The following is a 22,177-nucleotide window of genomic DNA, read 5'->3' on the forward strand; positions in this document are numbered from 1 at the left end:
TCTCCGATCTTTTTATAAATTATCTTGCATCCAACGACGAACCTTCGAAGCCCATCCTTCCCTATCCGATCCTGACCGACCGCTCCTTTCTTCTAGAGATAGAACTTTCGCGGCATACTTAATCAATCCAACAGATGTAGAATATTCAGGCGAGGACACTTTGTCCGCAAGCCCAGTCAATCCTGCAGGTTTTGCTCGACCTACTGGTAAAGAAAATATTTCTTCAGCTAACACATCGATTCCAGCTAGTAAACTTCCACCGCCAGTGAGAATCACTCCGCCTGCGAGCTGATCTTTGACACCTGATCGGATCAATTCCGTATCAATAAATTCCAAAATTTCCCTTGCTCTCGGTTCAATGATTTCAATCAACTCATGATTGTGGACACTGCGTGCATTTCGTCCACTCATTGCAGGTAGATCAATCTTTGCTGTAGGATCAACCATGCTCACCTGGGTATGTCCAAACCTTTTCTTAATTACTTCTGCTGATTCAATCGTAACCTTAAGTCCGATGGATATATCATTGGTTATATGTGAACCGCCAACGGGAACGACGGATGTATAGGCAATTCCACCATCATGATAGACAACAATGTCACAGATTCCTGCACCGATATCGACTACTGCGACTCCAAGATCCTTCTCTCCTTGTGTAAGTACTGCTTCAGAACTCGCAAGACAAGAGAGAACACGATCCACTTGCATCAGATTAGAAGTCGACAAACATCTCTCAATGTTATTGAGATTTGTTGTATTAGCGGTAACTATATGAACTTCAGACTCTAACCTAACGCCTGTCATACCTACTGGATCTCGGATATTGGATTGGTCGTCTACTCGAAATTCTCGTGCGAGCACATGGAGAACTTCCATATCCGATGGGACATGAATGCTCTGAGCTGCTTCAATCACTCGTATGATATCCAATTCAGAAATTTCTCTGTTCTTGTTAGTGATTGCTATGATCCCGCGTTCATTCTGGGATCGAATATGTTTACCCGTTATGTTAACAAGGACAGCATTTACTTCACAGCCAGCCATCAGTTCGGCATCACTAATTGCTTCTATGATTCCTTTGCTAGTTGTTTCGATATTTACTATGCCACCATTCTTCACTCCAGAAGACGGATAGACACCCATTCCAACGATTTCTAAATCATGATCATCAATAAATCGTCCAATGACAACTTTAATAAGTGAAGATCCAAGATCTAATGCTGCTATAGTTTGAATTTCTTCCATCAGTAGATGACTGCGTCTTCTCCTCTAAGATCAAGAACTCGAGCTTTAACATCTTCAGCTTCCATATAAGCAAGACTTGCGTAGAATCGACGAGTCTGTTTGTTTGAAATATAATTTCCTAGGTAAACGATAGCACGAACTGGGTGATGCACATAGGCGATGATTTCGCCATTACGATCTAATTCAATTTCTGACACTCTTTCTTCTATAGATGGGAAGTTTGAGAACATTTTGTCCACCTGCTTCCACAATGCATAAAAATTTGACCCTTCCACTCGATTATCATTAATCTTAAAAGCACCAGATAACACTGATTTTCTTGTTAAGCGCACATCATCCGTCGATAGGATATTGAAATTTCTATCTAGTTCATGCAACCTGCCGTTGATCTGGACAATTAAAGCTGGTTCGGTTTCATCGACTTCTATATGAAGAATGGTTTCCTTTTTATTGATTTTCGCTGAATTGATTCGGGGATGAGTTTTCAATTTTAACTCAAGAGCATCTAGATCAATTTTGGAATAGTCAATATCCTTATTATCCAAATCCAAATAGGCAATAATTTCTTGAGTCCGCAAAAGTTCTTGTCCGACTACGTTAACTTGCTGGATTTTCGTCTCACTCAAACAATTCCAATTGAGCAGACCCATGAAAATTAGGCATCCAGCCATGATAGTTTTGAACATCTTAAATCTTCTTTTATCTCGAGAAGGGCAGTTCAAGTCAATAGAATTATGTCTCATATCAGTTTTTCAGCCAAAATTTTAAAAAAAACACCTGTATTATTGGAATTTTTGAATAAAATCAAGGAAATTTGTCTGGGTCTTGTGATTTGAACTGAGTTTTTTCCTCTACGCGAAAAACTTAGGATTTGATGAATCAGTTTGAGAAAAATTGCCGAGCGAATTGCAACAATAACTTGACGCTCCTAGAATTTGACAAAATTTAATCACATGCGCAACAAAATGTTTCAAATTGTACTCTTAATTATTCTCTCGTTTTCTTTTTGCAAGAAAGCTAATGAGACCAAAGCAAACCTTGAGCCAGGCATTGGTGCAATGGCTTTTATGATCAAGGGTGATGTAAAGGCCTACGATGCGACAGGAGCATCCATTTCTTTGCAGCCAAAAGTTACAAAGTTCTACTCAGAACATAAAATAGAAACTGGCGCAAACTCTCACTTAGACGTTTTGCTCTATGACGCAACAGTCATTCGAATATATGAGAATACGAAATTATCTATCAGTGATTTGCTACTCGATTCGCAAGGTGCATCAGAATCTCAGATAAAACTCGCAAGTGGGAAATTGTTTGTTAAAACACCTGGCAAGCTTCCCAAAAACAGAGATATCAAAGTTGTAACTTTAACAACTGTAGCTGGAGTTCGTGGGACAGAATTCTTAGTAGTTGAATCTAATGAAGAAAGCAAAGTGTTAGTTGGAGAAGGTTCAGTTGAAGGTGGAACTATTGATGGTGAGTCCCAAGTTATAGAAGCCGGCGAAAAACTTAATGTTGTTGATGCAGAAGCTACAGTCTCTGCTCTCGATGATGCGGAAAAGCAAGAGCTCCAAGAAGAAAGTCAATCTGTTGGATCTATTGTTGAATCAGGTCGCGCCGAAATCCAAAATATTCTACAACAATTTCAAGAAGAGCGACAAAAAATTCTCAACGAAGTTATAGAAAAAAGAGAAGAAAACAAACAACTCATTGATGAACAAAAAAATAAAAATCAAGAACTTATGGATAACATGAAGTCTGAGACTCAAGATAGAAAAGCTGAGATAAAAGACAAAACCAAGCAAGAAAAAGATCAGCTTCAAGAAGGAACCAAATCTGAATTGGAGAAATTGAAATCCGGCTTTAAGGATATGTAATGGAAGGAATTCTTCCTTTAGCTAACAGTTCTAATGCCAAAGCTCTCATCATAGAGGGCGGCGGCATGAAGGGATCATTTTCTGGTGGAGTCTTGTCCGTTATGGCTAAGTATTGTCCTGCTAGTAATTTTGATGTCATTCTCGCAGTATCATCTGGATCCTGTTCGGCTGCTTATTATGCAACCGCTCAGTCTGCAAAAGATGAACATCTTCAAAATATTATCCAAATATGGCGAAATGAACTCGATGGAAGAAAATTAATCAATCGTCTAAAATTTTTTCTCGGCTTACCGATGTTAAATCAAAATTATCTAATAGACTATTTGATGAAAGTCAAATACCCACTCCCCTTAAAGAATTTCAATCTTAAGAATCTTCCCCCATTTCATATTGTTGTAAGCAATATAAAAAAATTGAAGCCCGAATATATTCGAGCAACAGAAGAAAATCTTTTTTCACTTCTTAGAGCTGCAACTTCTTTACCGATTGCAACAAAGGGCAAGTTTAGTCTAAATGGAAATTTATATACAGATGGTGCAGTCCTTGATCCGCTACCCGTTCGCGCAGTTGTTGAAGCAGGTTACAAAGATATTACTGTTGTAATGAATAATCCAATTCCACAATCAACTAAAGGCTACAGTAGATTTATGTCGAATCTAGCTTATCCACTTTACAATAAACTTGCAAAAGTTTTGAGCACGCAAAATTACTATCGTTACTCTTCCGCTAAAGAAATGATCGTTCATCCTCCAGCAGGTGTAAAGATCCGTGCAATCTATCCGTCTTTTCCTTTGCTTGGTCTTGTCACAACCAATAAGGAAAAATTAAATAGAGCAATCAATCACGGTATCGAAAGAGGAACTGTAGCTTTCAAAGAAACAAGAAAAGGCATTGAGCAGTTTTTATCACTTTTCTCCTTGTAAGCCTTTCTGCATTCCGAAAACTGGAAAGCAGCAGTCATGAGAAAACTTATCGTTTTTGCTTTCTATACTTTGCTTCTTGTTGTTCTCGCTGAAGTTGGATTGCGATTTGTTGACCCACCTTCCCTTTCCTATTATAGAAATATAAAATTATTGCATCGCTTTCATCCTGACTATTATGTATCACTTGGCAAGAATCTAGATATTTACATCAGACATTTTAATGGACTCTGGGAAGGAAGATTCACTACCAATTCATTGGGGTTTCGCGGATCCAAAGAACCAGACTCTAATCTGCCAAAGCTTGCTTGTCTCGGCGACAGTTTGGTTATGGGTTTTGGAGTTAGCGATGAAGATACATTTTGTTCGCTTCTCGACGGAATTAGCTTCTCTGGCAAAAAGTTCCAAACTCAGAATCTGGCAGTCGATGCATACGGTTCTCTCGGATCTGCAAAAAGACTGAAAGAATCTGCTGAGATTTTAGAACTAGATACCGTTTTATTTTTTGTATCACCCAACGACTTCACCGTTCCACCAGGACTTGCCGAACAAGGTGTTCAACCAGATGACATAACAGAAAAAAATCGAGAATTTGATGAAGACTACAAACAAAAATTCCATTGGCAGTTTGAGTTAACTTACTATTCCTACTTTCTTCAAGCAGCAAAACTTGCAACTGAACAAATCTCAATCAAGCGACATGTTGCATCCATGGAATTTCTTGCTGAAGTAAATGAGCTTCAGAAGCCTTCTCAATATTTGGTGGATTCCTTCTATCGCTTTCCTCCCAATCCTCCATGCTCGGGTGAATTATCTTCATCTAGTTCTAAGCGAACAATCTGTCCAGAATCTCTACCTCAAAATATTAACTGTTTATCGAACACGCCAGAAGCAAAGAATCTAGATCCTCTCCCCGAAGAAACTATCTATGCATACAATATCATGCTCGAAGTCGCTAAACAAAAAAATCTGAGGCTCTTGATTGTTTACATGCCAGTTCAAAATGAGGACATTCGTTGTAACTTTCATGGAAAGTATTCACCGCTCTATGATTATGCGATACGATCTAAAGCTTGGTTTACCGAACAAGGTATTGAAACCATTGATCTTTTGGAAGAGACCAAAGAAATTTGTCCGATCGATGAATACTACATTCCCGGAGACGGACATTTAACGAAAAAAGGAAACCATTGGTTTGCACAAACCATAAAAAAACGTCTTACTAACCTTCCTAGATTTACAAACCAAAAATCTAAGAATTCACTTCCGAATTCGAAAGAAACATTGAGTCCAGAAATAAATAATAGCAAACCAAAAGGAGAATCGAATGCTCTTTAACTCATTCCACTTCTTTCTGTTTGCACCATTTGTAATTTATCTATATTTTAAATTACCTAAGACATGGCAAAAAGGTTGGTTACTTGTTGCCTCCGTTTATTTCTATGCAGTCTTTAAAGTTCCTTTTTTGTTACTGTTGCTTTTTTCCATCGTAATCACCTACTATTCAACGTTATATCAAGTTCGTGCGAATAATATTCTAATCAAAAGAATTCTGTTGTGGGCATCAATAATTGGAAACTTAAGTATATTGTATTTCTTTAAATATATTGATTTTTCATTTAGTGCATGGAATACAATTTTAGGATTGGATAGTTGTGATCCTGGTTATCTTGCTAAATGGGGAATTATTCTTCCGATGGGAATATCCTTTTTTACATTGCAAGCAATCTCTTACAGCGTGGACGTCTATCGTGGTATCATTCCAATTCACAAGAATCTCTCAGAATTTTCTCTGTTCATATCATTCTTTCCGCAACTAGTTGCAGGACCGATACTTCGCGCCAAAGATATTCTACCTCAGTTTGAAGGATGGAAGGAATTCCAAAAAAATAATTTTTTCTATGGAATGCGTCAACTTTCTTGGGGATTTTTTAAGAAAACAATTCTTGCTGATCCAGTTGCAAACGCCGTAGATCTGATTTATGGAAATCCGGGAAGCTATGATTGGACAATGATGTGGTTTGCCGTCTTTCTTCACGCCATTCAATTGTATTGTGATTTCTCGGGTTACAGTGATATAGCGATTGGAACAGCAAGGATTCTCGGTTTTAGAATTCCCAAAAACTTCAACCGACCATTTTTTGCGATCAATCTTTCCGATTTGTGGGCGAGGTGGCATATTTCCCTTTCGTCCTGGCTCCGAGATTACGTGTACATTTCTTTAGGTGGCAATCGAGTAAGTGAAGTTAGAGCATATTTCAATGTTTTTATTACATTTTTCTTAAGCGGCTTGTGGCATGGTGCAGACTGGGCAGTTCTAGCTTGGGGAACATTTCATTCAGTATTGATTGTCTTGGAGAGATTTGTATTTAGTTTCAAGAGAATCAAAAATTTCATGGATCGCATCCCTCAATATATTATTTGGATCTATCCATTTTTTATATTTAATTTTGCTTTATTTTTCTTTCGAGCTAAGCCAATTGAAGGTAAAACTGGAATTGAAGTCGCGCTTTTCATGATTGAGAGAGCATTTTCCTTTGAACAAGGAGAAACGTTGAACCTTTCGATTCCAATTTGGGTTTGCATGGCATTCTTGTTTACAGTAGATCTATTCCAAGAAAAGAAAGAAGACTATTTTGAGAAATTACTGAATCATAGAGCTTTAACTTACACGCTTTGTGCATTGATATTGGTTATTTGTTTACTGATCTATTCAGTTACAACTTCACAACCGTTTGTCTACTTTCAATTTTGATACTTTAGTACTATAAAAAATTATCTTTGCTTATCTCAGGGCTTCAATGATTGAAAAATATTTGTTCATTGATGCTTGGGTAAACTTCGAAGAATTCTAGAAACCTCTATTCCAATCAGCTTATTCGCATTTGCTGAAGGATGACCATCATTTGGAATATAAAGTTCAGAGCCTTTTCGATTATCAAAAAACTCGCTCATATCCACGACATTAAATTCTAATTTCGTAAAATATGTTTTCATAAATTTGAAACATTCAGTATTCAATTCTGGATCTCCGTTGAGATGATCCCAGTCAGGAGCAAGAACAACAATTGGATCGATATTCGCATCGAATGATAATTTTCGAATATTCTTAATTGCCACGAGAGTAGGATGATTATCTGCAGGCGGTACAAATTGCTCTTTCTGAATAAAGTTGTAATCATTGGATGACCTTTGAATTCTCCAATTTTCCAAAATCGCTCGAGCAACAATCAGACTGCGTATTTTTTTTGATAATTTGAATGATTGTTTTCTGAGAAAATTCTGAAATTTAGAATTAGATTTTAGATCATCATAAAAATCGGATCGAGAGAATACCCAAACAATAAAGTCCGCACCATTCTTTTGATTCTTTGCCTGATTGGATTCGGAAGGATCTGTTATCCTTTTACCGAGATTCGATTTCAATATTTTATAAATATCATTCGACCCAAGCGAATCCGAAGCAAGGTTGCGAACTTGAAAACCTTTTGTAGCAAGTAAGAAAGGTAGACTTTCATCATCATTGATTCCGTAGCCCATTGTTAGGCTGTCGCCAATCGCCCAAATTCCTAATTTAGGAATACTTTCAACATGGGAAAATTTGTCTATTTTCTGAGATTGGTCGAGGACTGCATCACTAACTCCAGTATTTATTCCGGAACCTTCATCGATTTTTTCTTGGTTATTCTTAGCAACATACATGTTGCTTGTAATTCGTTCCCCCATCGCATTCGTCGTTAAATTGTAACTAAAACCTAACGGACTAATCAATCTCATTTGAATATTTGGACACAATTGAATCAAATCTAAATCATCATTGTAGCAATGAATCTCTTTTTCATCAATTTTATATTTTATAGATAGAGGAAGCTTATCAACTACTAAAAAGCGTAAAGATATTTCCAAAGTTAAAAATACTAAGACTAGGAATACAATACCTAGAATGAAAATTTGCTTGAGATTTTTCATCACAATCTAAGTTATTTCAATAAATAAAATGAATGTAAATCCTTTTTAAACATCTTAATAAAAAATAATCTCCAGCACATTCACCTAACACGGATAAATGTTAAATACTGGAAGCAATTTTGCACGACTAGTGCAAAATTCAAATAAAATTCTTTAGATTTATCTAGCAATTTTTCAAGTCAAAGATAACCGTAACCTTCCAATATCTTAAATTTAACTTGACATTTTCGATCACTCTCTCATATTCTGGTGGATGCCACAGACACGCAATATGATCCGATTGGCGGTTTTTCTCACAATCACGTTATTCTCCAATTGTTTTGAATTCGAAGATCCCAACTTAACAACACAGAAAGGCGTGTTGGATTTAAGAAGAGTTATTTTTGAAAGAAATAATGGTATTCCAGTATCTGGTGAATGGGAATTTTTTTGGCAAGAATTCATACCTAGCGAAGGACATATTGTCCCAAATCCTATCTACAATAGAGTTCCAAGCTCGTGGAATACCAATCTTGACTCGGACGGATCTAATTATTCAAGAGATGGATATGCGAGCTATCGTGTAACAATCAGAATCTCTGAGGCCTATAACGGACGCAATTTTACTTTGCTAATTCCAGAAATCTCGAGTGCTTACAAGCTTTACAGCAATGGGTATCTAGTTGCAGAACAAGGTAAGATTGATTCAGATTTCCAGCTCACTAAGCCTTGGATCAAACCAAGATTACTCAAGATCAAAGCTCAGCCTGAGATAGTTCTGATTTTTCATATATCCAATTTTGGATATAACGACGGTGGATTCTGGAGTAACATTGAGATTGGACTCGAAGAGTCAATGGCAAGAAATTACAATTTGTCCGTTGGAAAGGAAATATTTCTATTCGGATCAATTTTGATCATGGGCTTATATCATATTGGTTTTTACTTTTTTCGCAGATCCGAGAAATCAATTTTGTATTTCAGTATATTCTGTTTCCTGATTTCGATTAGAACTATTGTTACTGGCAATCGAGTCTTTCTCGATTTTTTCCCTGGTATCAATTGGGATATATTTTATAGATTGGAATATATATCTTTCTATGCGGCACCTGCCCCATTTTTTCTTTTTGTCAAAAGTTTGTATGGGACCTTAATGTCTCGTTATATTAATAAATACTATATAATCATTACTTTATCTTTTATCCCAATTACTTTGCTTCCGGTATATATTTTTACTCAGACAGTCAATTATTTTCAAGTTCTAACATTGCTTGGAGTAATTTATGTATTTGGAGTGATCATTCGTGCAACTTGGAAAGGGCGTCAAGGTGCGATACTTTTCCTTATCGGTTGGATCGCAATGGCTTCAACCGTAATTTATGATATAGTAATTGATATGATGAATATTCGTTCTGTTTACTTTGCATCTTATGGTTTTATTATTTTTATATTCTCGCAGTCATTGATTCTATCATCCAAATTCTCTCGTGCATTCAAGGCTGCAGAAGATCTATCTCGCGAACTCACCAAATACAAAACCAATTTGGAAAATATGGTTGAGGAGAGAACTCAAGATATTCGTTTTCTCAATACAATCTCCAAAGAAGTGAATTCTACCTTTGATCTAAACCATATCTTGCAAAAAGTTTACGAATATGTGAAGGAAGGATTTGGAATTGAATCGATTTGGATGCTTAATGTTGATTCCGCCAATAAAATATTGACAACGGAACAATGGGTAGGATTCAATTTCTTGAATTCCGATCAAGAACGAGTATTTTCTGAATTCACCGTTCCTCTAAATGAAACGGGTGGAACTCTTTATAGGACATTTACTCGAAAGAAATTATTTTATCTTCCTAGAATAAAACCGGAAATGGTTGAGGGGTATGATCGAGTCGTTGTAGAACTCCTTAATCTATCCTCTTTCATTCAGATTCCCCTCGTTGTTCAAGGTGAAGTAGTTGCGATTTTGTGCGCAACATCCTATTCGAATGGACTAAACCTTAAGAAAGCCGAACTTTCGGTTCTCGCATCTATCGCCGAACAGATAGCAGGTGCCGTGAACAACTCCATCTTACTTGAACGAGCAATGATTGCCAAGCGCGAATCCGAACAATCGTCCAAAGAAGCCGAGAAACTTGCTCAATTATCAATTGCCCTTTCTTCGAATAGCTCATTGGAGAAAATCTTTGATCAGGTTGCTGACTATCTCAAGGAGAACTTCAACCTGAATTACCATTGGTTACTCCTAGTCAATAAAGAGGAGAATTGTCTATACACATCCATTTTCAATGATGACGGACATACCGAAAAATCTATAAAAGAAAAATATCTAAAAATGAAAATTCCATTAAAACCAGAATCTGGTTCTTTGTATGGAACCTATTCTAGAAAAAAACATTTCTATCTTCCGAAGATTCCAAATCGAGGAATCGAAGGATTTGATCAAGTTATCATCAATGATCTAAATTTAAGATCCTTCATTCAATTGCCAATTCTTGTGAACAATGAAGTAGAAGGGATTCTCACAATGACCAATTTTGGTGACAAGTTGAAACTCTCCCAGAATGACCTCCGAAGAATCATCCGCTTCAATAGCCAGATAGCAGGCGCTATATACAACACAGGTCTGCTATCCGATGCAGAAAAAGAACGCAACAAATCCAATCAACTCCTTAAGAATATTCTTCCTGATGGTGTTGCTGAAGAACTAAAAAATACGGGAACTGTAGTTCCAGTTCAATACGAATCAACTACAATACTTTTCACTGATTTCAAAGGATTTACTAAAATCGCTGAGAGTATGACTCCAAACGAACTTATCAATCAATTGGATGGTGCTTTTTTACAATTTGATGAGATATCGGAGCGATTCAATTTAGAAAAACTCAAAACAATCGGAGACGCATACATGTCAGCTGGCGGACTTCCCATTCCCAATCAGACACATCCGTATGATGTTTGTTTGGCGGCATTAGAAATCTGCGCTTTTATGGATCAAGTAAAATTTATACGAGAAAAAATCGGGCAACCTAGTTGGGAGATTCGAATTGGAATCCATACTGGTCCTGTGATTGCTGGAGTAATTGGCAAAAAGAAATTTGCTTATGATATCTGGGGTGATGCGGTCAACATTGCATCTAGGATGGAATCAGCAGGAGTACCCGGTAAAGTAAATATTTCCGAAGCTACTTATGAACTTGTAAAAGATTTTTTCGTCTGCACTCCACGCGGAAGTATTGATGTAAAAAATAAAGGGGAGATGGGAATGTATTTTCTAGAAAGGATACGTGAGGATCTCTCCGCTCGAGGAGAGGGCAAGATCCCCAATAAACATTTTTATCACAAAATTTTAGACATCACACAAGGAACTACTCAAAATTAATCGCTGGAGGTTCAGTAATTTGTGCTTCGTTTTCAACAGTAAAATTAGGCTTCACATCATAACCAAACATCTTCGCTGTGAGCACAGTCGGGAACTGTCGAATGGTTGTGTTGAATTCTTGAACTGCTGCGATATAGCGATTGCGAGCAACTGTTATGCGATTTTCTGTGCCTTCCAATTGTGCTTGTAGATCACCGAATCGTTGATCCGCTTTTAGATTTGGATAATTCTCTGTAACCATCATAAGTCTGGATAGCCAAGAACTCAATTCACCTTGGGACTTTTGGAATTTGGCAAATGCTGCAGGATCATTCATTAGTTCTGGAGTCATTTGAATAGAGCCCATTCTAGATCTTGCATCCGCAACTCCTTGCAAAACTTCTTTTTCATGAGAAGCATAAGCCTTCACAATATTAACAAGACCAGGAATCAAATCGGCTCGTCTTTTGTATTGGTTCAAAATTTCCGACTTGGAAGCATTGACCTGTTCATCCAAGGCTTGTATTTTGTTATACCCACAATTTTGTGATACCATACCGACAAGGAACAGTATGGATATTATAGAAAGTTTTTTACTGAAAGGAAGGAATTTCATAAAGATCAGCATTGTTTTAGAGAATGCCAATTTCAAGCAAAAAAATCTGAATTTTTTAGATAACGATAAGGTTTAATTTTTTGTTTCCATTCACTTTCTTCGAACTCAAGGTAGTTCATAATTTCTTTCCGATCTTGACCTCCATTTATATAGTCCAGAAGAATCGGATCGCCCACTAGTAATTCTATGGCTGGCCTATCAGATCGAAATTCGTACACTCCGTCCAGATATTGGAAATTTTTCGGATAAACTTCCCGAACAATTCGTATCAAGTCCAAAGTAAAATTGAGTGATCGAAACTTCTTCGGATTTGTAACATGGATTTGGAATCCACCGCATATTTGATTTTTAAATTTATGAAATGTTGGCACATAACGAAGAGGACGCAAATAAAAACTATCCTGTGAATTCTCTTCCAATCGTTTCTTGATCGGAGATTCAAACGGATCAATATACTCAGCTCCGAAAATCTCAAATGGGCGAGTCGTTCCCCTTCCTTCCGAGATATTGGTTCCTTCAAGCAGACACTGTCCTGGATACACCAAACAAGAAGTAAGCGAAGGAATATTCGGAGAAGGAGGAATCCAATTTAGCATATTGAATTCTTTTGGATGAAAGAAACCAACTGGTGCTACGAATATTTCTAAATTGTAGCTTAAGCTATCATTATAATAACTGAGCAGACCAGCAGGAGTCAGTCCATGACGATGTAAGACATCCTCAACTCCAACAAACGAAGAATAGCCTTTTCTCAGTGGCGATCCTTCCACCTTGTTTCCAATAGGATTAGCCGAATCAAAAATCAAAATCTTTGGAACTTGCTTGCCTGACTTTTGCAAAACTGAGAGTTTATTAAGAATATAATTCGCTGAGGTTAGAAATGTATAATATCTCGCTCCGACGTCTCGTATATCAATGATGATGATTTCTAAGTCGAGTAATTTATCATCGGGAGGAACTAGGCTCTCTTCCGTATCCCCATATATATTCCAAAATTCTAAACTTTCGTCAAAATATTTTAGATCTGAACCAGATACCTGATCTTGCAATTCCGCAAATAGTCCATGCTCTGGAACAAAAATTCGCCTAACATCAAGGATTTTACTTAAAGATCTAAAATGATAGTCACCCTTCCAACCATATCCTGTATGATTTGTGAGAATTCCTGTTCGTGCTTGAGCGAAATTTTTTATTTTTTTTACAAACTTCATGATTATATACTAGTAATTGATCTTATTTTTATTAGTAACTTCATGCGAATACACTAATTAGATATTATTGATTTTATAATTTTCATATATAGACCATCTGAATTAAAAAAATTTAACTTTTTCGTAATAAAGAATTTTTATGCATTAGCGCATCTTCGAAGAATTTCTCCCAATCGCTAACATTTCCATTTTCTAATAGTTCAATAGATTGATTCAATTCTATTTGAAAATTTCGTAAAGATTCGATAATTTCTAATTTATTCTGAGCGAGTATCCCTTTCCACATCTCCGGATTAGAACCTGCAATTCTTGCCATATCCCGAAAACCTCCACCCATGATTGGCATTGGTGATTTCTGATTTTCTTCTCCGACGGTTTTATTCGCCCAGATTGCCATAAGAGATGAGAGTATATGAGGCGAATGGGATAGATATGCGAGTACTCGATCATGCTCTTTGGCTTGCATACAATAAATCTTCATTCCAATTGTTTGCCAGAATTCTATAACAGAATTTTTTGCATTCTCATTGCTACCGGAAGCTGTTGTGATTATACATAATTTATTTTCATAAAGATCAGGAATAGCATTGCTCGCTCCTAACTGTTCAGAGCCGCACATTGGATGAGAAGAAATATAATTATGCTTTTCTGGAAAATAGTTATTAACCTTATCAATAATACTTTGTTTGGTGGAACCCATATCAGTATAGATTGTCTTAGAATCTTTTGGAATATTATCAATCTGCAATACAATAGAATCGACAGGAGTTCCGAACACAACCAGATCGTAATCATTCCAATTGGGATTCATTAGAAAATCAGATTCCAATAATCCTTGATTCAATAATTTTTTATTTTCACAGATTTCAAGACTGGATTTAGAACGTACCACTCCATCGATCGAACAATCTGGATATTTTTTACGAATTGCATAAGCGAGTGATGCGCCCATAAGTCCGACACCATAGATCAATATTCTATTGGGTCTAAAACTCATAATTTGTCTGGAGAACTCGGATAAGATCCTAGAATTTTTATAAATTGACAAGTAGTTTTCAATTTAGTCAACATTTCAGATATCTTCGGATCGTTTATATGACCAGAAAAGTCTGTAAAAAAATTATAATCCCACAAAGTTCTACGTGAAGGTCGAGATTCTAATTTAGAAAGATTTAATTTATAATCTTGGAATATTTGTAATGCAGAAATCAGCGAACCAGGTTGATCAGGAACAGAGAAAACAATTGACGTTTTATCATTTCCCGTTGGCGGACAGATATCTTTTCCAATAATAAAAAATCTAGTCGTATTGCCAGGAATATCTTCAATAGACGGATACAAAATATCAAGTCCGTACAATTCGCCCGCTGACTTAGACGCAATTGCGACACCGTCCTTTTGTTCAGATACAATTTTGGCTGCCATTGCAGTTGATGAAGTTTCAATAATTTCTACATTGGGAAGATTTGCATGAATCCATCCACGGCACTGTTCGTTTCCAATACGAATTCCGTAGACCTTTTTGATTTTTTTTAAGTCTTGCTCGAAGCCAAGTAAATGAAAAGATATTTGCATATACATTTCCGAGTAAACATTGAGATCGGCTTGAATAAGATTATCAAGTGTAGACCCGACAGAACCCTCTGTTGAGTTCTCGACCGGAACTGTTCCATAATCCAATTTACCAGATTCCACTTCTCGAAAAACATCTGTTATAGAAGGAAAAGCATGACTATCAACAATAGAACCAAATTTTTTCTGCGTTGCCTCATGGGAAAAGGATCCTTCAGGACCCATAAATCCCACTTGAATTGACTTCTCGAGCGCTATGGTTCCTGACATGATCTCTCGATAAATAGCAACCATAACAGAATCTGGCAAAGGTCCAGGATTTCTGGATTTTACTTTTTTATAAACTTCTTTCTCTCGATCAGGCCTATAGATTGGATCACCCGTTTTCTTCTTGATCTCTCCAATTTCCGATCCGACCTTCGCACGATCTTGTATCAATCTAATGATCTCAGAATCAAGAGAATCTATTTTATTTCGCAATTGGTTTAGTTCAGATTCAGTACTACTCATTCTCTTGTCCTGTCTTCAAGCTAGGATCTTGCAAATCTTCAGATTCATCAACCAAATTGTTGTCCGATGTTGAATCTATTTCATCCACTTCGACTTGTTCAAATTGTTCGGATTCTTCCAAATTATTCTGAGGTTCTTCTAACTCTTCGGGAAGCTCCAACCCTTCAGGTCTTTCGAATTCGGTTTCTTCGCCAAGGGTCACATTCAATTCTTCGAATTTTAATTCCTTTACTTCCACGGGTGAAGGCAGATCTGTAAGTGTGCTCAGTCCGAAATGAATTAGGAAATCGTGCGTTGTTCCATAGAGAGTCGGTCTTCCTGGAACTTCTTTTTGTCCAATCGGTTTTACTAATTTTTTAGAGATTAGATTGGCGACCATTGCACGAGATGACACACCGCGAATGTCGTCTATTTCTGATAAGGTGACAGGTTGTTTGTAGGCTATGATCGCAAGTGTATCCAAATTACTTCTAGAAAGTGTTTCTCTTTTCTTTTCTTTAAAGATCACACCCAATCGTTCGTGATATACATCGCTGGTTATGAATTGATATTGTCCTGCAATTTCTCTTAAGAGAAATCCACCTTCTCGTTCTTGATAATCAAGAACTAAATCGTCCAACAATTCTCTTGCATAAGATTTATCAATCTCGATTGTTTTTGCAAGACTTGATAGTTTGATAGGTTCAGAAGATAGGAATACCAAAGCTTCTAATAGACCTTTTAGATACTTTCTGTCCTCTTCCAAGATTGATTCACCGCTATTAATTTTATTGTTCCAAAGACTTGGTGCTGAACTACACGCGCTACTCTGATTTTTACAACTTCCAGTACTGCCAAGAAACCTGCAACGATCTCCTGTTTCTCAGGACTATCTGATTCGAAAATTTCTGAGAAAATAATTTCTCCTTTGCTTGCTAATGACTTCTCTATCAATTCCATTTTATCTTCAACAGAGAAATTCTTATTCAATCCTTCATAAACGAGGGGCTCTTCTTCGTTCTCTGGTTCTTTGTTGAGAATAGAATTGAACGCTGAGATTAGATCAACAAGACTTAGATCCAACCACTTATCATCATCAGCAAGTACAACATTTGAATCACGAGTAAACATTCCAGATGTGATCTTATCAAGCTGAGAAAGTTTACCAGCTGCCATTTGAAATTTTTTGTGTTCCAGTAATTTCTCCACCAGTTCTTTAGGAAGTGGTGGATTGTAATCTTCTTCCTCGAATCCAGGATCTGGAAGAAGAGCACGTGATTTCAAATAGATGAGATTTGCAGCCATTAAGGCAAATTCTGAACTCAGATCAAGTGATATAGAATCTGCCGTCTTTATAAAATTTATAAAATCATTTGTAATTCGTGTTAATGATACATCAAATATATCAACTCTATAACTATCAATAAGACTCCACAAAACATTCAGAGGACCTTCAGAAACGCCTCCCTCCGAATTGTTCCATCGAACAATAAAGGAGTCTGGATGTTCAGCCATTAATTGCCTAATGCTTTAGCGGCCGCTTGTTGAAGTCTTTCTGGAGGAAAAGGTTTAACAACAAAATCCTTAACACCCATCTTAATCGCTTTTGCCAAGAGATCTTCTTGTCCAAGAGCAGTTACCATAATGACTTTTGCTGCACCGTCTATCTTCATAATTTCTTTCGTTGCTTCAATTCCATCTTTTTCTCTCATGGTGATGTCCATTGTTACTAGGTCTGGCTTAAGAGCTTTGTATTGCTCCACTGCCATATTCCCATTCTCTGCCTCACCAACTATCTCATGACCTGCTGATGTAAGTGCATCCTTCACGAGGGTTCTCATAAATTTTGCATCGTCAACTACTAATATTCTGGCCATACCCTATCCTCTTTGATTCACAATATCCAATACATTTGGTAAAATTTCAACTAACGGTTTCACTCGGTCAATTGCACCGATTTCCACCGCATACTTATTCATTCCGTAGATTACAGAAGAACTTTCATCCTGAGCAAGGGTAAAACCTTTTGCATCATGGATTCTCTTTATAGCATCGGCACCATCTCGTCCCATTCCAGTCATAATTGTTGCAACAATTTTGTGACCGCCGTATACTTCTCGAAGACTATCAAAAGTCATTTCAATGGAAGGTCTATGTCCATTCACAACAGGAGATTTATCGAGCTCTATAAATTTGGCTCCTGATTTATTGGAGATTTTCATGTGAAAATCTCCAGGCGCTATATAAACAGTCCCTGGAACTACGGGCTCTCCATTTTCCGCTTCTTTAACATGAAGTTTGCAAAATCCGTTCATTCTGTCAGCAAATGCTTTCGTGAAACCAGCTGGCATATGTTGCACAATAAAAACCGGAATTTTGAGATCACCTGGAAAAGCTTGAACAATAGTTTGCAATGCTTTTGGTCCACCCGTCGATGTCCCGAAACAAATTACTTCGTATTCCGCTATCCTTGTAGTTCCTAATTTTTTATCAACTGCTGTTTTTTCTGGAAAAGTTCTGACTATTTTTTCAGTGGAAGAAGTTTTTGTGGATTCTTTTGCATTCGGTGTTGAGCCACTTCCATCAAAATATCCTCTGATTCTTTGGATTAGAATTCTTCCTAATTCCTTGGTATCCATCTGAATCTGGCTCGAAGGTTTTGGGATAAAATCTATCGCTCCCAATTCGAGTGCTCGAAAGGTTGCATCGGCTCCATGTTGAGTAAGAACCGAGAGCATAATTGTTGGTATTCTTAATCTATTTTTCTTGAGTTCACTCAGTGCGGACAATCCGTCCATCACCGGCATTTCTATATCCAAAACGATTAGATCAGGATTTAATTTTTTCGATAACTCAACACAATCAACTCCCGTCTTACCAGTTGCGACTACTTCGATATCATCTTCATTGGTTAGAATATCTGCGATAATATTCCGAACCAATAGAGAATCATCAACTATGAGTACTTTTATAGGACGTTTGGACATATTAGAGTTTAGTGATGAGCTCCACTAATTCGTCGAAATCAGGAAGAAATAATAGAATTCCTAATAAATTATTTCCCTCATGATTGAATTCAGTATGCATACTTAAGAATTTGGTTCGTTCTGGTTTCACAATGTCTAAGACTTCTGTGAATTTTCCCGTCATGAATTCTGGCACCGATGGCAAAATTTCAGACTTCGATTTATTCGATAGCGAATTGATCACACCAGAACAGACGATATTTGAAATCTCGGAAAGAACAGATTGTGAATCAGAATTCAAGGAAGATCCTGAGCTAGCCTGAGTCTCTCTAAGCAATTCACTTGCAATCCTTCGTCCATTCTCTTCAGAGAACATCATAAGTAGATTACCGTTTAGATCGCCATTCATTCGGATCTTCATCCCGAAGAAATTCTCGTCCGAATAACGAATATCTTTTGCAAGCCCTTCTTTATCTGTGAGCGAAATGTCTGGAACAAAAAGTTCCACTTCTTTGCCAACTAACTGTGATAATACCATGCCGGCATTCATCATCCCAGTATTCATAACCGATTCTAATTTTCTCAACTGTTCACGATTGAGAAGTTCGTCAATACCTTTCGATGCAGATGACTCAACAGCTTGGATTCTTTGATTTTTCTGCTCAATAAATCCCTGAATGATTTCTGCTGCTTTCTTTTTGTGTTCATCATCCACATCCGAAACTTTGGATTCAAGATGCGAGTATAGATCTTCTGTTTTTTTTTGCGCTAGCCGAAGTTGATTCTATCTTATGCGGAAGATGATTGTCAGAAGATTTTCCATTTGATCCATTGCTGCTTGATGATTTATCCTGATCATCTTTGATTCTTGAATTAGAATCCCCATTTCCATTGCTACGAGATATCGCTGGTTCCAGAATCGGTAAGCTTGAAGTCTGAGCTTCCAAAGCTACTGGTGCAGCCGAGTTCAATACCAATTCCTCTTGGTTCTCTAATTCGTTCTCCCGAAGCAACTCTTCTCGCGTAACAACGATCTTGCGGTCTTCCCGATTCTTTGCAACTTTTTGTCGATCTTTCTTTAGTTTCGTTTTATCTTTTGCTCGAAGATCGAATAACTTAGAATTGAATGTATTCGTCGCAAGCTTAGTTTTGAAAATATAATCCGTATCTGTAATCTCTAGACTACGAACGGTATTCACTCGTTTCATCATCTCACCACTTAGAGATAACATAGTTTCGTTGTCTTCTGCTGCGATTTCGACTAAGCCAGGAATGTCTAGAACCAAAATGATCGTCCCGTCTCCCATGATCGTTGCACCAGTCAGTCCAGGAACATTTCGAAAATTCTTAGCGAGTGATTTGATTACTGTCTCATGTTTACCAATCAGATCATCGACGATAAAGCCAAGTTTTCTGCTCTTATAGTTCACAATGACAACTGGCAGATCTTCCGAGTTGCTTTTTTCTGCGAGACCAATGATTCTATTCAATCTATAGATTGGTAATACTTCGCCACGAAGATTGATAATCTCATGACCTTCTAAAGTTGTGATCTGATCAGTATTGACTTTTATCGTCTCACTTACTTCAGATAATGGAAAAGCATACACTTCTTCTTCCATCATAACAAGAATAGATGGAATGATAGCAAGTGCTTGTGGGAAACTAAGCGTAAAAGCTGAGCCAACTCCTTCTTGGGAGTTAATAATTATTTTACCTTTGAATTCTTGGATGAGTTTATTTACAACGCTCATCCCCACTCCACGTCCAGAGATATCGGTTACTTTCTCTGCCGTTGAGAAACCAGCAGCAAAAATAAATTGATAGATATCATTGTCCGAAAGATTTTGTGCATCATCTTTTGAGACTAGACCACTCTTTATTGCTTTGTCTAAAATTTTCTGTTTATTGAGACCACGTCCATCATCGCGAATCTCAACCATGATGTTGGAGCCACCTTGATAGGCATTGAGTTCAACAGTTCCCTCTTCCGGTTTGCCTTTCTTAATTCTGTCTTGTGGAGACTCGATTCCATGATCGACAGAATTTCGAATCAAGTGGATCAATGGTTCGCCAATTGCATCAATAACTTTTTTATCAAGCTCGGTGTTCTCACCACGGAGAACAAGGTTCACTTTCTTACCAGTGTCAAGTGATAGATCACGAACCAACCTCGTAAAACGATTGAATACCGATCCTATCGGAACCATTCGAATATTCATGATTCCTGTTTGTAAATCCTTCGAAATTCGATTGATCTGATCGATCTTAGACTTCAATTCATTGAAAAGTGTATCTTCACCAAACAGTGCCAAAAGATCATCATAGATTTTTTGGAAACCAGAATTGGTAATTACAAGTTCACCCACATTATTCAAAAGTTGATCCAGTTTATCGGAAGAGACTTTAATACTTTTTAGAACGATTTTTGCATCCGTTGTAGCTTTATCCAAGCTCGGATCCATCAAATCAGAATTAGTCGAATCCAAACTTCCTCGAATGGCTTGTGCTTCAGCAACCGTATTCTGAGTCTTGTTATTGGATGTTTGTTTTGAAGATGATTTATTTTCTTGGGTATTAGAATCCGAAGCTTTCTTTTCTACTTTTTTTGCTTCGGGCAATTTGAATCGATTGATATTTATAGTCTCAACCATATCCATATTGGCAATTTCATGGATCTCTGCTTCTTGTTTCTTACTTAGAAATACAAAATATAAACTCTCAGAGGCTGAGCCTGATTCCAATTCTTCTTCAGTAGGTTTTGATTTAGCAATAAGCCCATAATTTTTTAAGTTTTGAAGAATAAGGGAAAATCTTAAACCTTTCATTGGCGTATCAGCTTTCAAGATGATTCTAACTTTGTAGGGATTCATTCCAGGGCGTGCGGTTAATTCTTCTTGAATATCAGCAACATCATCCATTGTGATTATAAGTGCATTCGGATTCATTTTATTCTTACCATCGCCTTTGGTTTGATTATTCTGCGCTTGTTGTCCATCCATTTTCGTTGAGTCTTCGTTAGATTTTTGATTGTCAGAAGAATCTGTTTTCTGTGAACTAGCTCGCGTGCTTGGATTTTTCTCATATTCATCAATTGCTTGAATCATATGAGTAAATGGTTCATCAGACTTTTCCCCATTTGCAACTTTAGAAATAACGCCTTTGATGAGATCGAAGCATTCAAATAAAATATTTACAAGAGTGATATTGACTTCGAGAGTTCCTTCTCGAATTTTTTGTAGAAGGTTTTCCATCTTATGTGAAAGATCAGATAGATTGTATAAACCAACGAATGCGGCCGAACTCTTAAGAGAATGTGCTGCACGAAATATATCATTTATAATTTCTTGATTGTGATGATCTTTTTCTAGAAGTAGAAGATTGGAATTCAATTCTTCAATTTGATCTTCGGATTCCTCTAAGAATAATTCTGTGTATTCGCCTAATATTCCAGCCATTCAGAACTCCTAATTATCTTGAACAAATTCAACAAGCTGATTGATTCCAAGATTGAGAATTAGATGATCATTGATTCTCGAAACACTTTCAATGAGCTTACCATAGCTTAGAGCGAGATCATCCGTCGTATAATTAATATTAGATTCAGTAATCTTGACAACTTGGCGAACTTCATCCACGAGAAGTCCAAATCTTTTATCATCCTTCATGACAACAACAAATCTTGACGAAGGTTGAAGTTCGGTGAAGGAAATATCAAATCTTTTCTTGAGATCAATGATGGGAATGATCTCACCACGTAGATTGATTACACCCATAATATAATCTTCTACATTAGGAATCCTTGTTATTGGAACAGGTTTGAGAATTTCATGAACGCTGAGCAATTCAAGTCCGAAGAATTCACCTTCAATGATAAAGGAAAGAAATTGTTGAGTTTCTTCAGTTAAAATTTCTTCTTCAACTTCTTGATTATCGGTATCTATTTCATTCAAAGCCAAACTGTTCACC

At 37.0% G+C, this 22,177-nt stretch carries 16 protein-coding genes and 2 pseudogenes; 5 read left to right on the plus strand and 13 right to left on the minus strand.

Annotation, left to right across the window (positions count from 1 at the left end; all coding sequences use genetic code 11):
* Window positions 1-12: 12 nt before the first annotated feature.
* Window positions 13-1,245: a cell division protein FtsA gene (gene ftsA / locus O4O04_RS16545; protein ID WP_272532886.1), complete on the minus strand. Its 1,233-nt coding sequence runs from the start codon at window positions 1,243-1,245 to the stop codon at window positions 13-15.
* The gene (locus O4O04_RS16550) at window positions 1,245-1,931 is read right to left on the minus strand and encodes a cell division protein FtsQ/DivIB (protein WP_272532887.1); all 687 of its coding nucleotides are present in this window, start codon (window positions 1,929-1,931) and stop codon (window positions 1,245-1,247) included. The genes ftsA and O4O04_RS16550 overlap by 1 nt, the downstream gene beginning before the upstream one ends.
* Window positions 1,932-2,210: 279 nt before the next feature.
* Here O4O04_RS16550 and O4O04_RS16555 point away from each other — a divergent pair, with 279 nt between their 5' ends.
* From O4O04_RS16555 to O4O04_RS16570, 4 genes are read left to right on the plus strand one after another with little or no spacing between them, the layout of a single operon-like run.
* The gene (locus tag O4O04_RS16555) at window positions 2,211-3,119 is read left to right on the plus strand and encodes a FecR family protein (protein WP_272532888.1); all 909 of its coding nucleotides are present in this window, start codon (window positions 2,211-2,213) and stop codon (window positions 3,117-3,119) included.
* Window positions 3,119-4,042 (plus strand): patatin-like phospholipase family protein, encoded by a 924-nt coding sequence (locus O4O04_RS16560; RefSeq protein ID WP_272532889.1) that lies wholly within the window; start codon window positions 3,119-3,121, stop codon window positions 4,040-4,042. The genes O4O04_RS16555 and O4O04_RS16560 overlap by 1 nt, the downstream gene beginning before the upstream one ends.
* 36 nt (window positions 4,043-4,078) lie before the next feature.
* Window positions 4,079-5,377, plus strand: coding sequence for an alginate O-acetyltransferase AlgX-related protein (locus tag O4O04_RS16565; protein WP_272532890.1), 1,299 nt, complete (start codon window positions 4,079-4,081; stop codon window positions 5,375-5,377).
* Window positions 5,367-6,794: an MBOAT family O-acyltransferase gene (locus O4O04_RS16570; RefSeq protein ID WP_272532891.1), complete on the plus strand. Its 1,428-nt coding sequence runs from the start codon at window positions 5,367-5,369 to the stop codon at window positions 6,792-6,794. Before O4O04_RS16565 ends, O4O04_RS16570 begins: the two co-directional genes overlap by 11 nt.
* 65 nt (window positions 6,795-6,859) lie before the next feature.
* Here O4O04_RS16570 and O4O04_RS16575 read toward each other — a convergent pair whose 3' ends face one another.
* Window positions 6,860-8,008, minus strand: a complete 1,149-nt coding sequence (locus O4O04_RS16575; RefSeq protein ID WP_272532892.1) for a hypothetical protein — start codon at window positions 8,006-8,008, stop codon at window positions 6,860-6,862.
* A 253-nt stretch (window positions 8,009-8,261) separates the two neighbouring features.
* On the opposite strand from O4O04_RS16575, the gene O4O04_RS16580 reads away from it, so the two are divergent.
* Window positions 8,262-11,375, plus strand: coding sequence for an adenylate/guanylate cyclase domain-containing protein (locus tag O4O04_RS16580; protein ID WP_272532893.1), 3,114 nt, complete (start codon window positions 8,262-8,264; stop codon window positions 11,373-11,375).
* Here the strand turns inward: O4O04_RS16580 and O4O04_RS16585 are convergent.
* The 10 genes and pseudogenes from O4O04_RS16585 to O4O04_RS16635 all read right to left on the minus strand — a co-directional run bounded on the left by O4O04_RS16585 (window position 11,362) and on the right by O4O04_RS16635 (window position 22,161).
* A complete protein-coding gene (locus O4O04_RS16585) occupies window positions 11,362-11,970 on the minus strand; it encodes a LemA family protein (RefSeq protein ID WP_442915908.1) in 609 nt (202 codons plus the stop codon). The two genes, O4O04_RS16580 and O4O04_RS16585, sit on opposite strands and share 14 nt — an antisense overlap.
* A gap of 32 nt (window positions 11,971-12,002) precedes the next feature.
* On the minus strand, window positions 12,003-13,181 hold the full coding sequence (locus O4O04_RS16590; protein ID WP_272532894.1) for a DUF1343 domain-containing protein: 1,179 nt from the start codon (window positions 13,179-13,181) through the stop codon (window positions 12,003-12,005).
* A 112-nt stretch (window positions 13,182-13,293) separates the two neighbouring features.
* A complete protein-coding gene (locus O4O04_RS16595; RefSeq protein WP_272532895.1) occupies window positions 13,294-14,178 on the minus strand; it encodes a prephenate dehydrogenase in 885 nt (294 codons plus the stop codon).
* Window positions 14,175-15,263, minus strand: coding sequence for a prephenate dehydratase (pheA, locus tag O4O04_RS16600; RefSeq protein ID WP_272532896.1), 1,089 nt, complete (start codon window positions 15,261-15,263; stop codon window positions 14,175-14,177). Before pheA ends, O4O04_RS16595 begins: the two co-directional genes overlap by 4 nt.
* Before the next feature lie 184 nt (window positions 15,264-15,447).
* Window positions 15,448-16,008 (minus strand): annotated as a pseudogene (gene scpB, locus O4O04_RS16605) (SMC-Scp complex subunit ScpB); the annotation flags it as partial.
* Window positions 15,984-16,757: a segregation and condensation protein A gene (locus O4O04_RS16610; RefSeq protein ID WP_272532897.1), complete on the minus strand. Its 774-nt coding sequence runs from the start codon at window positions 16,755-16,757 to the stop codon at window positions 15,984-15,986. The gene O4O04_RS16610 and the pseudogene scpB, both read right to left, overlap by 25 nt.
* The gene (locus O4O04_RS16615) at window positions 16,757-17,119 is read right to left on the minus strand and encodes a response regulator (protein WP_272532898.1); all 363 of its coding nucleotides are present in this window, start codon (window positions 17,117-17,119) and stop codon (window positions 16,757-16,759) included. Before O4O04_RS16615 ends, O4O04_RS16610 begins: the two co-directional genes overlap by 1 nt.
* 3 nt (window positions 17,120-17,122) lie before the next feature.
* The gene (locus tag O4O04_RS16620) at window positions 17,123-18,229 is read right to left on the minus strand and encodes a protein-glutamate methylesterase/protein-glutamine glutaminase (RefSeq protein WP_272532899.1); all 1,107 of its coding nucleotides are present in this window, start codon (window positions 18,227-18,229) and stop codon (window positions 17,123-17,125) included.
* Window position 18,230: 1 nt separating this feature from the next.
* Window positions 18,231-21,666: pseudogene (locus O4O04_RS16630) on the minus strand (chemotaxis protein CheW).
* Window positions 21,667-21,675: 9 nt separating this feature from the next.
* Window positions 21,676-22,161, minus strand: a complete 486-nt coding sequence (locus tag O4O04_RS16635) for a chemotaxis protein CheW (protein WP_272532901.1) — start codon at window positions 22,159-22,161, stop codon at window positions 21,676-21,678.
* Window positions 22,162-22,177 lie beyond the last annotated feature (16 nt).

The sequence above is a fragment of the Leptospira sp. GIMC2001 genome, assembly GCF_028462125.1.
Lineage (GTDB): Bacteria > Spirochaetota > Leptospiria > Leptospirales > Leptospiraceae.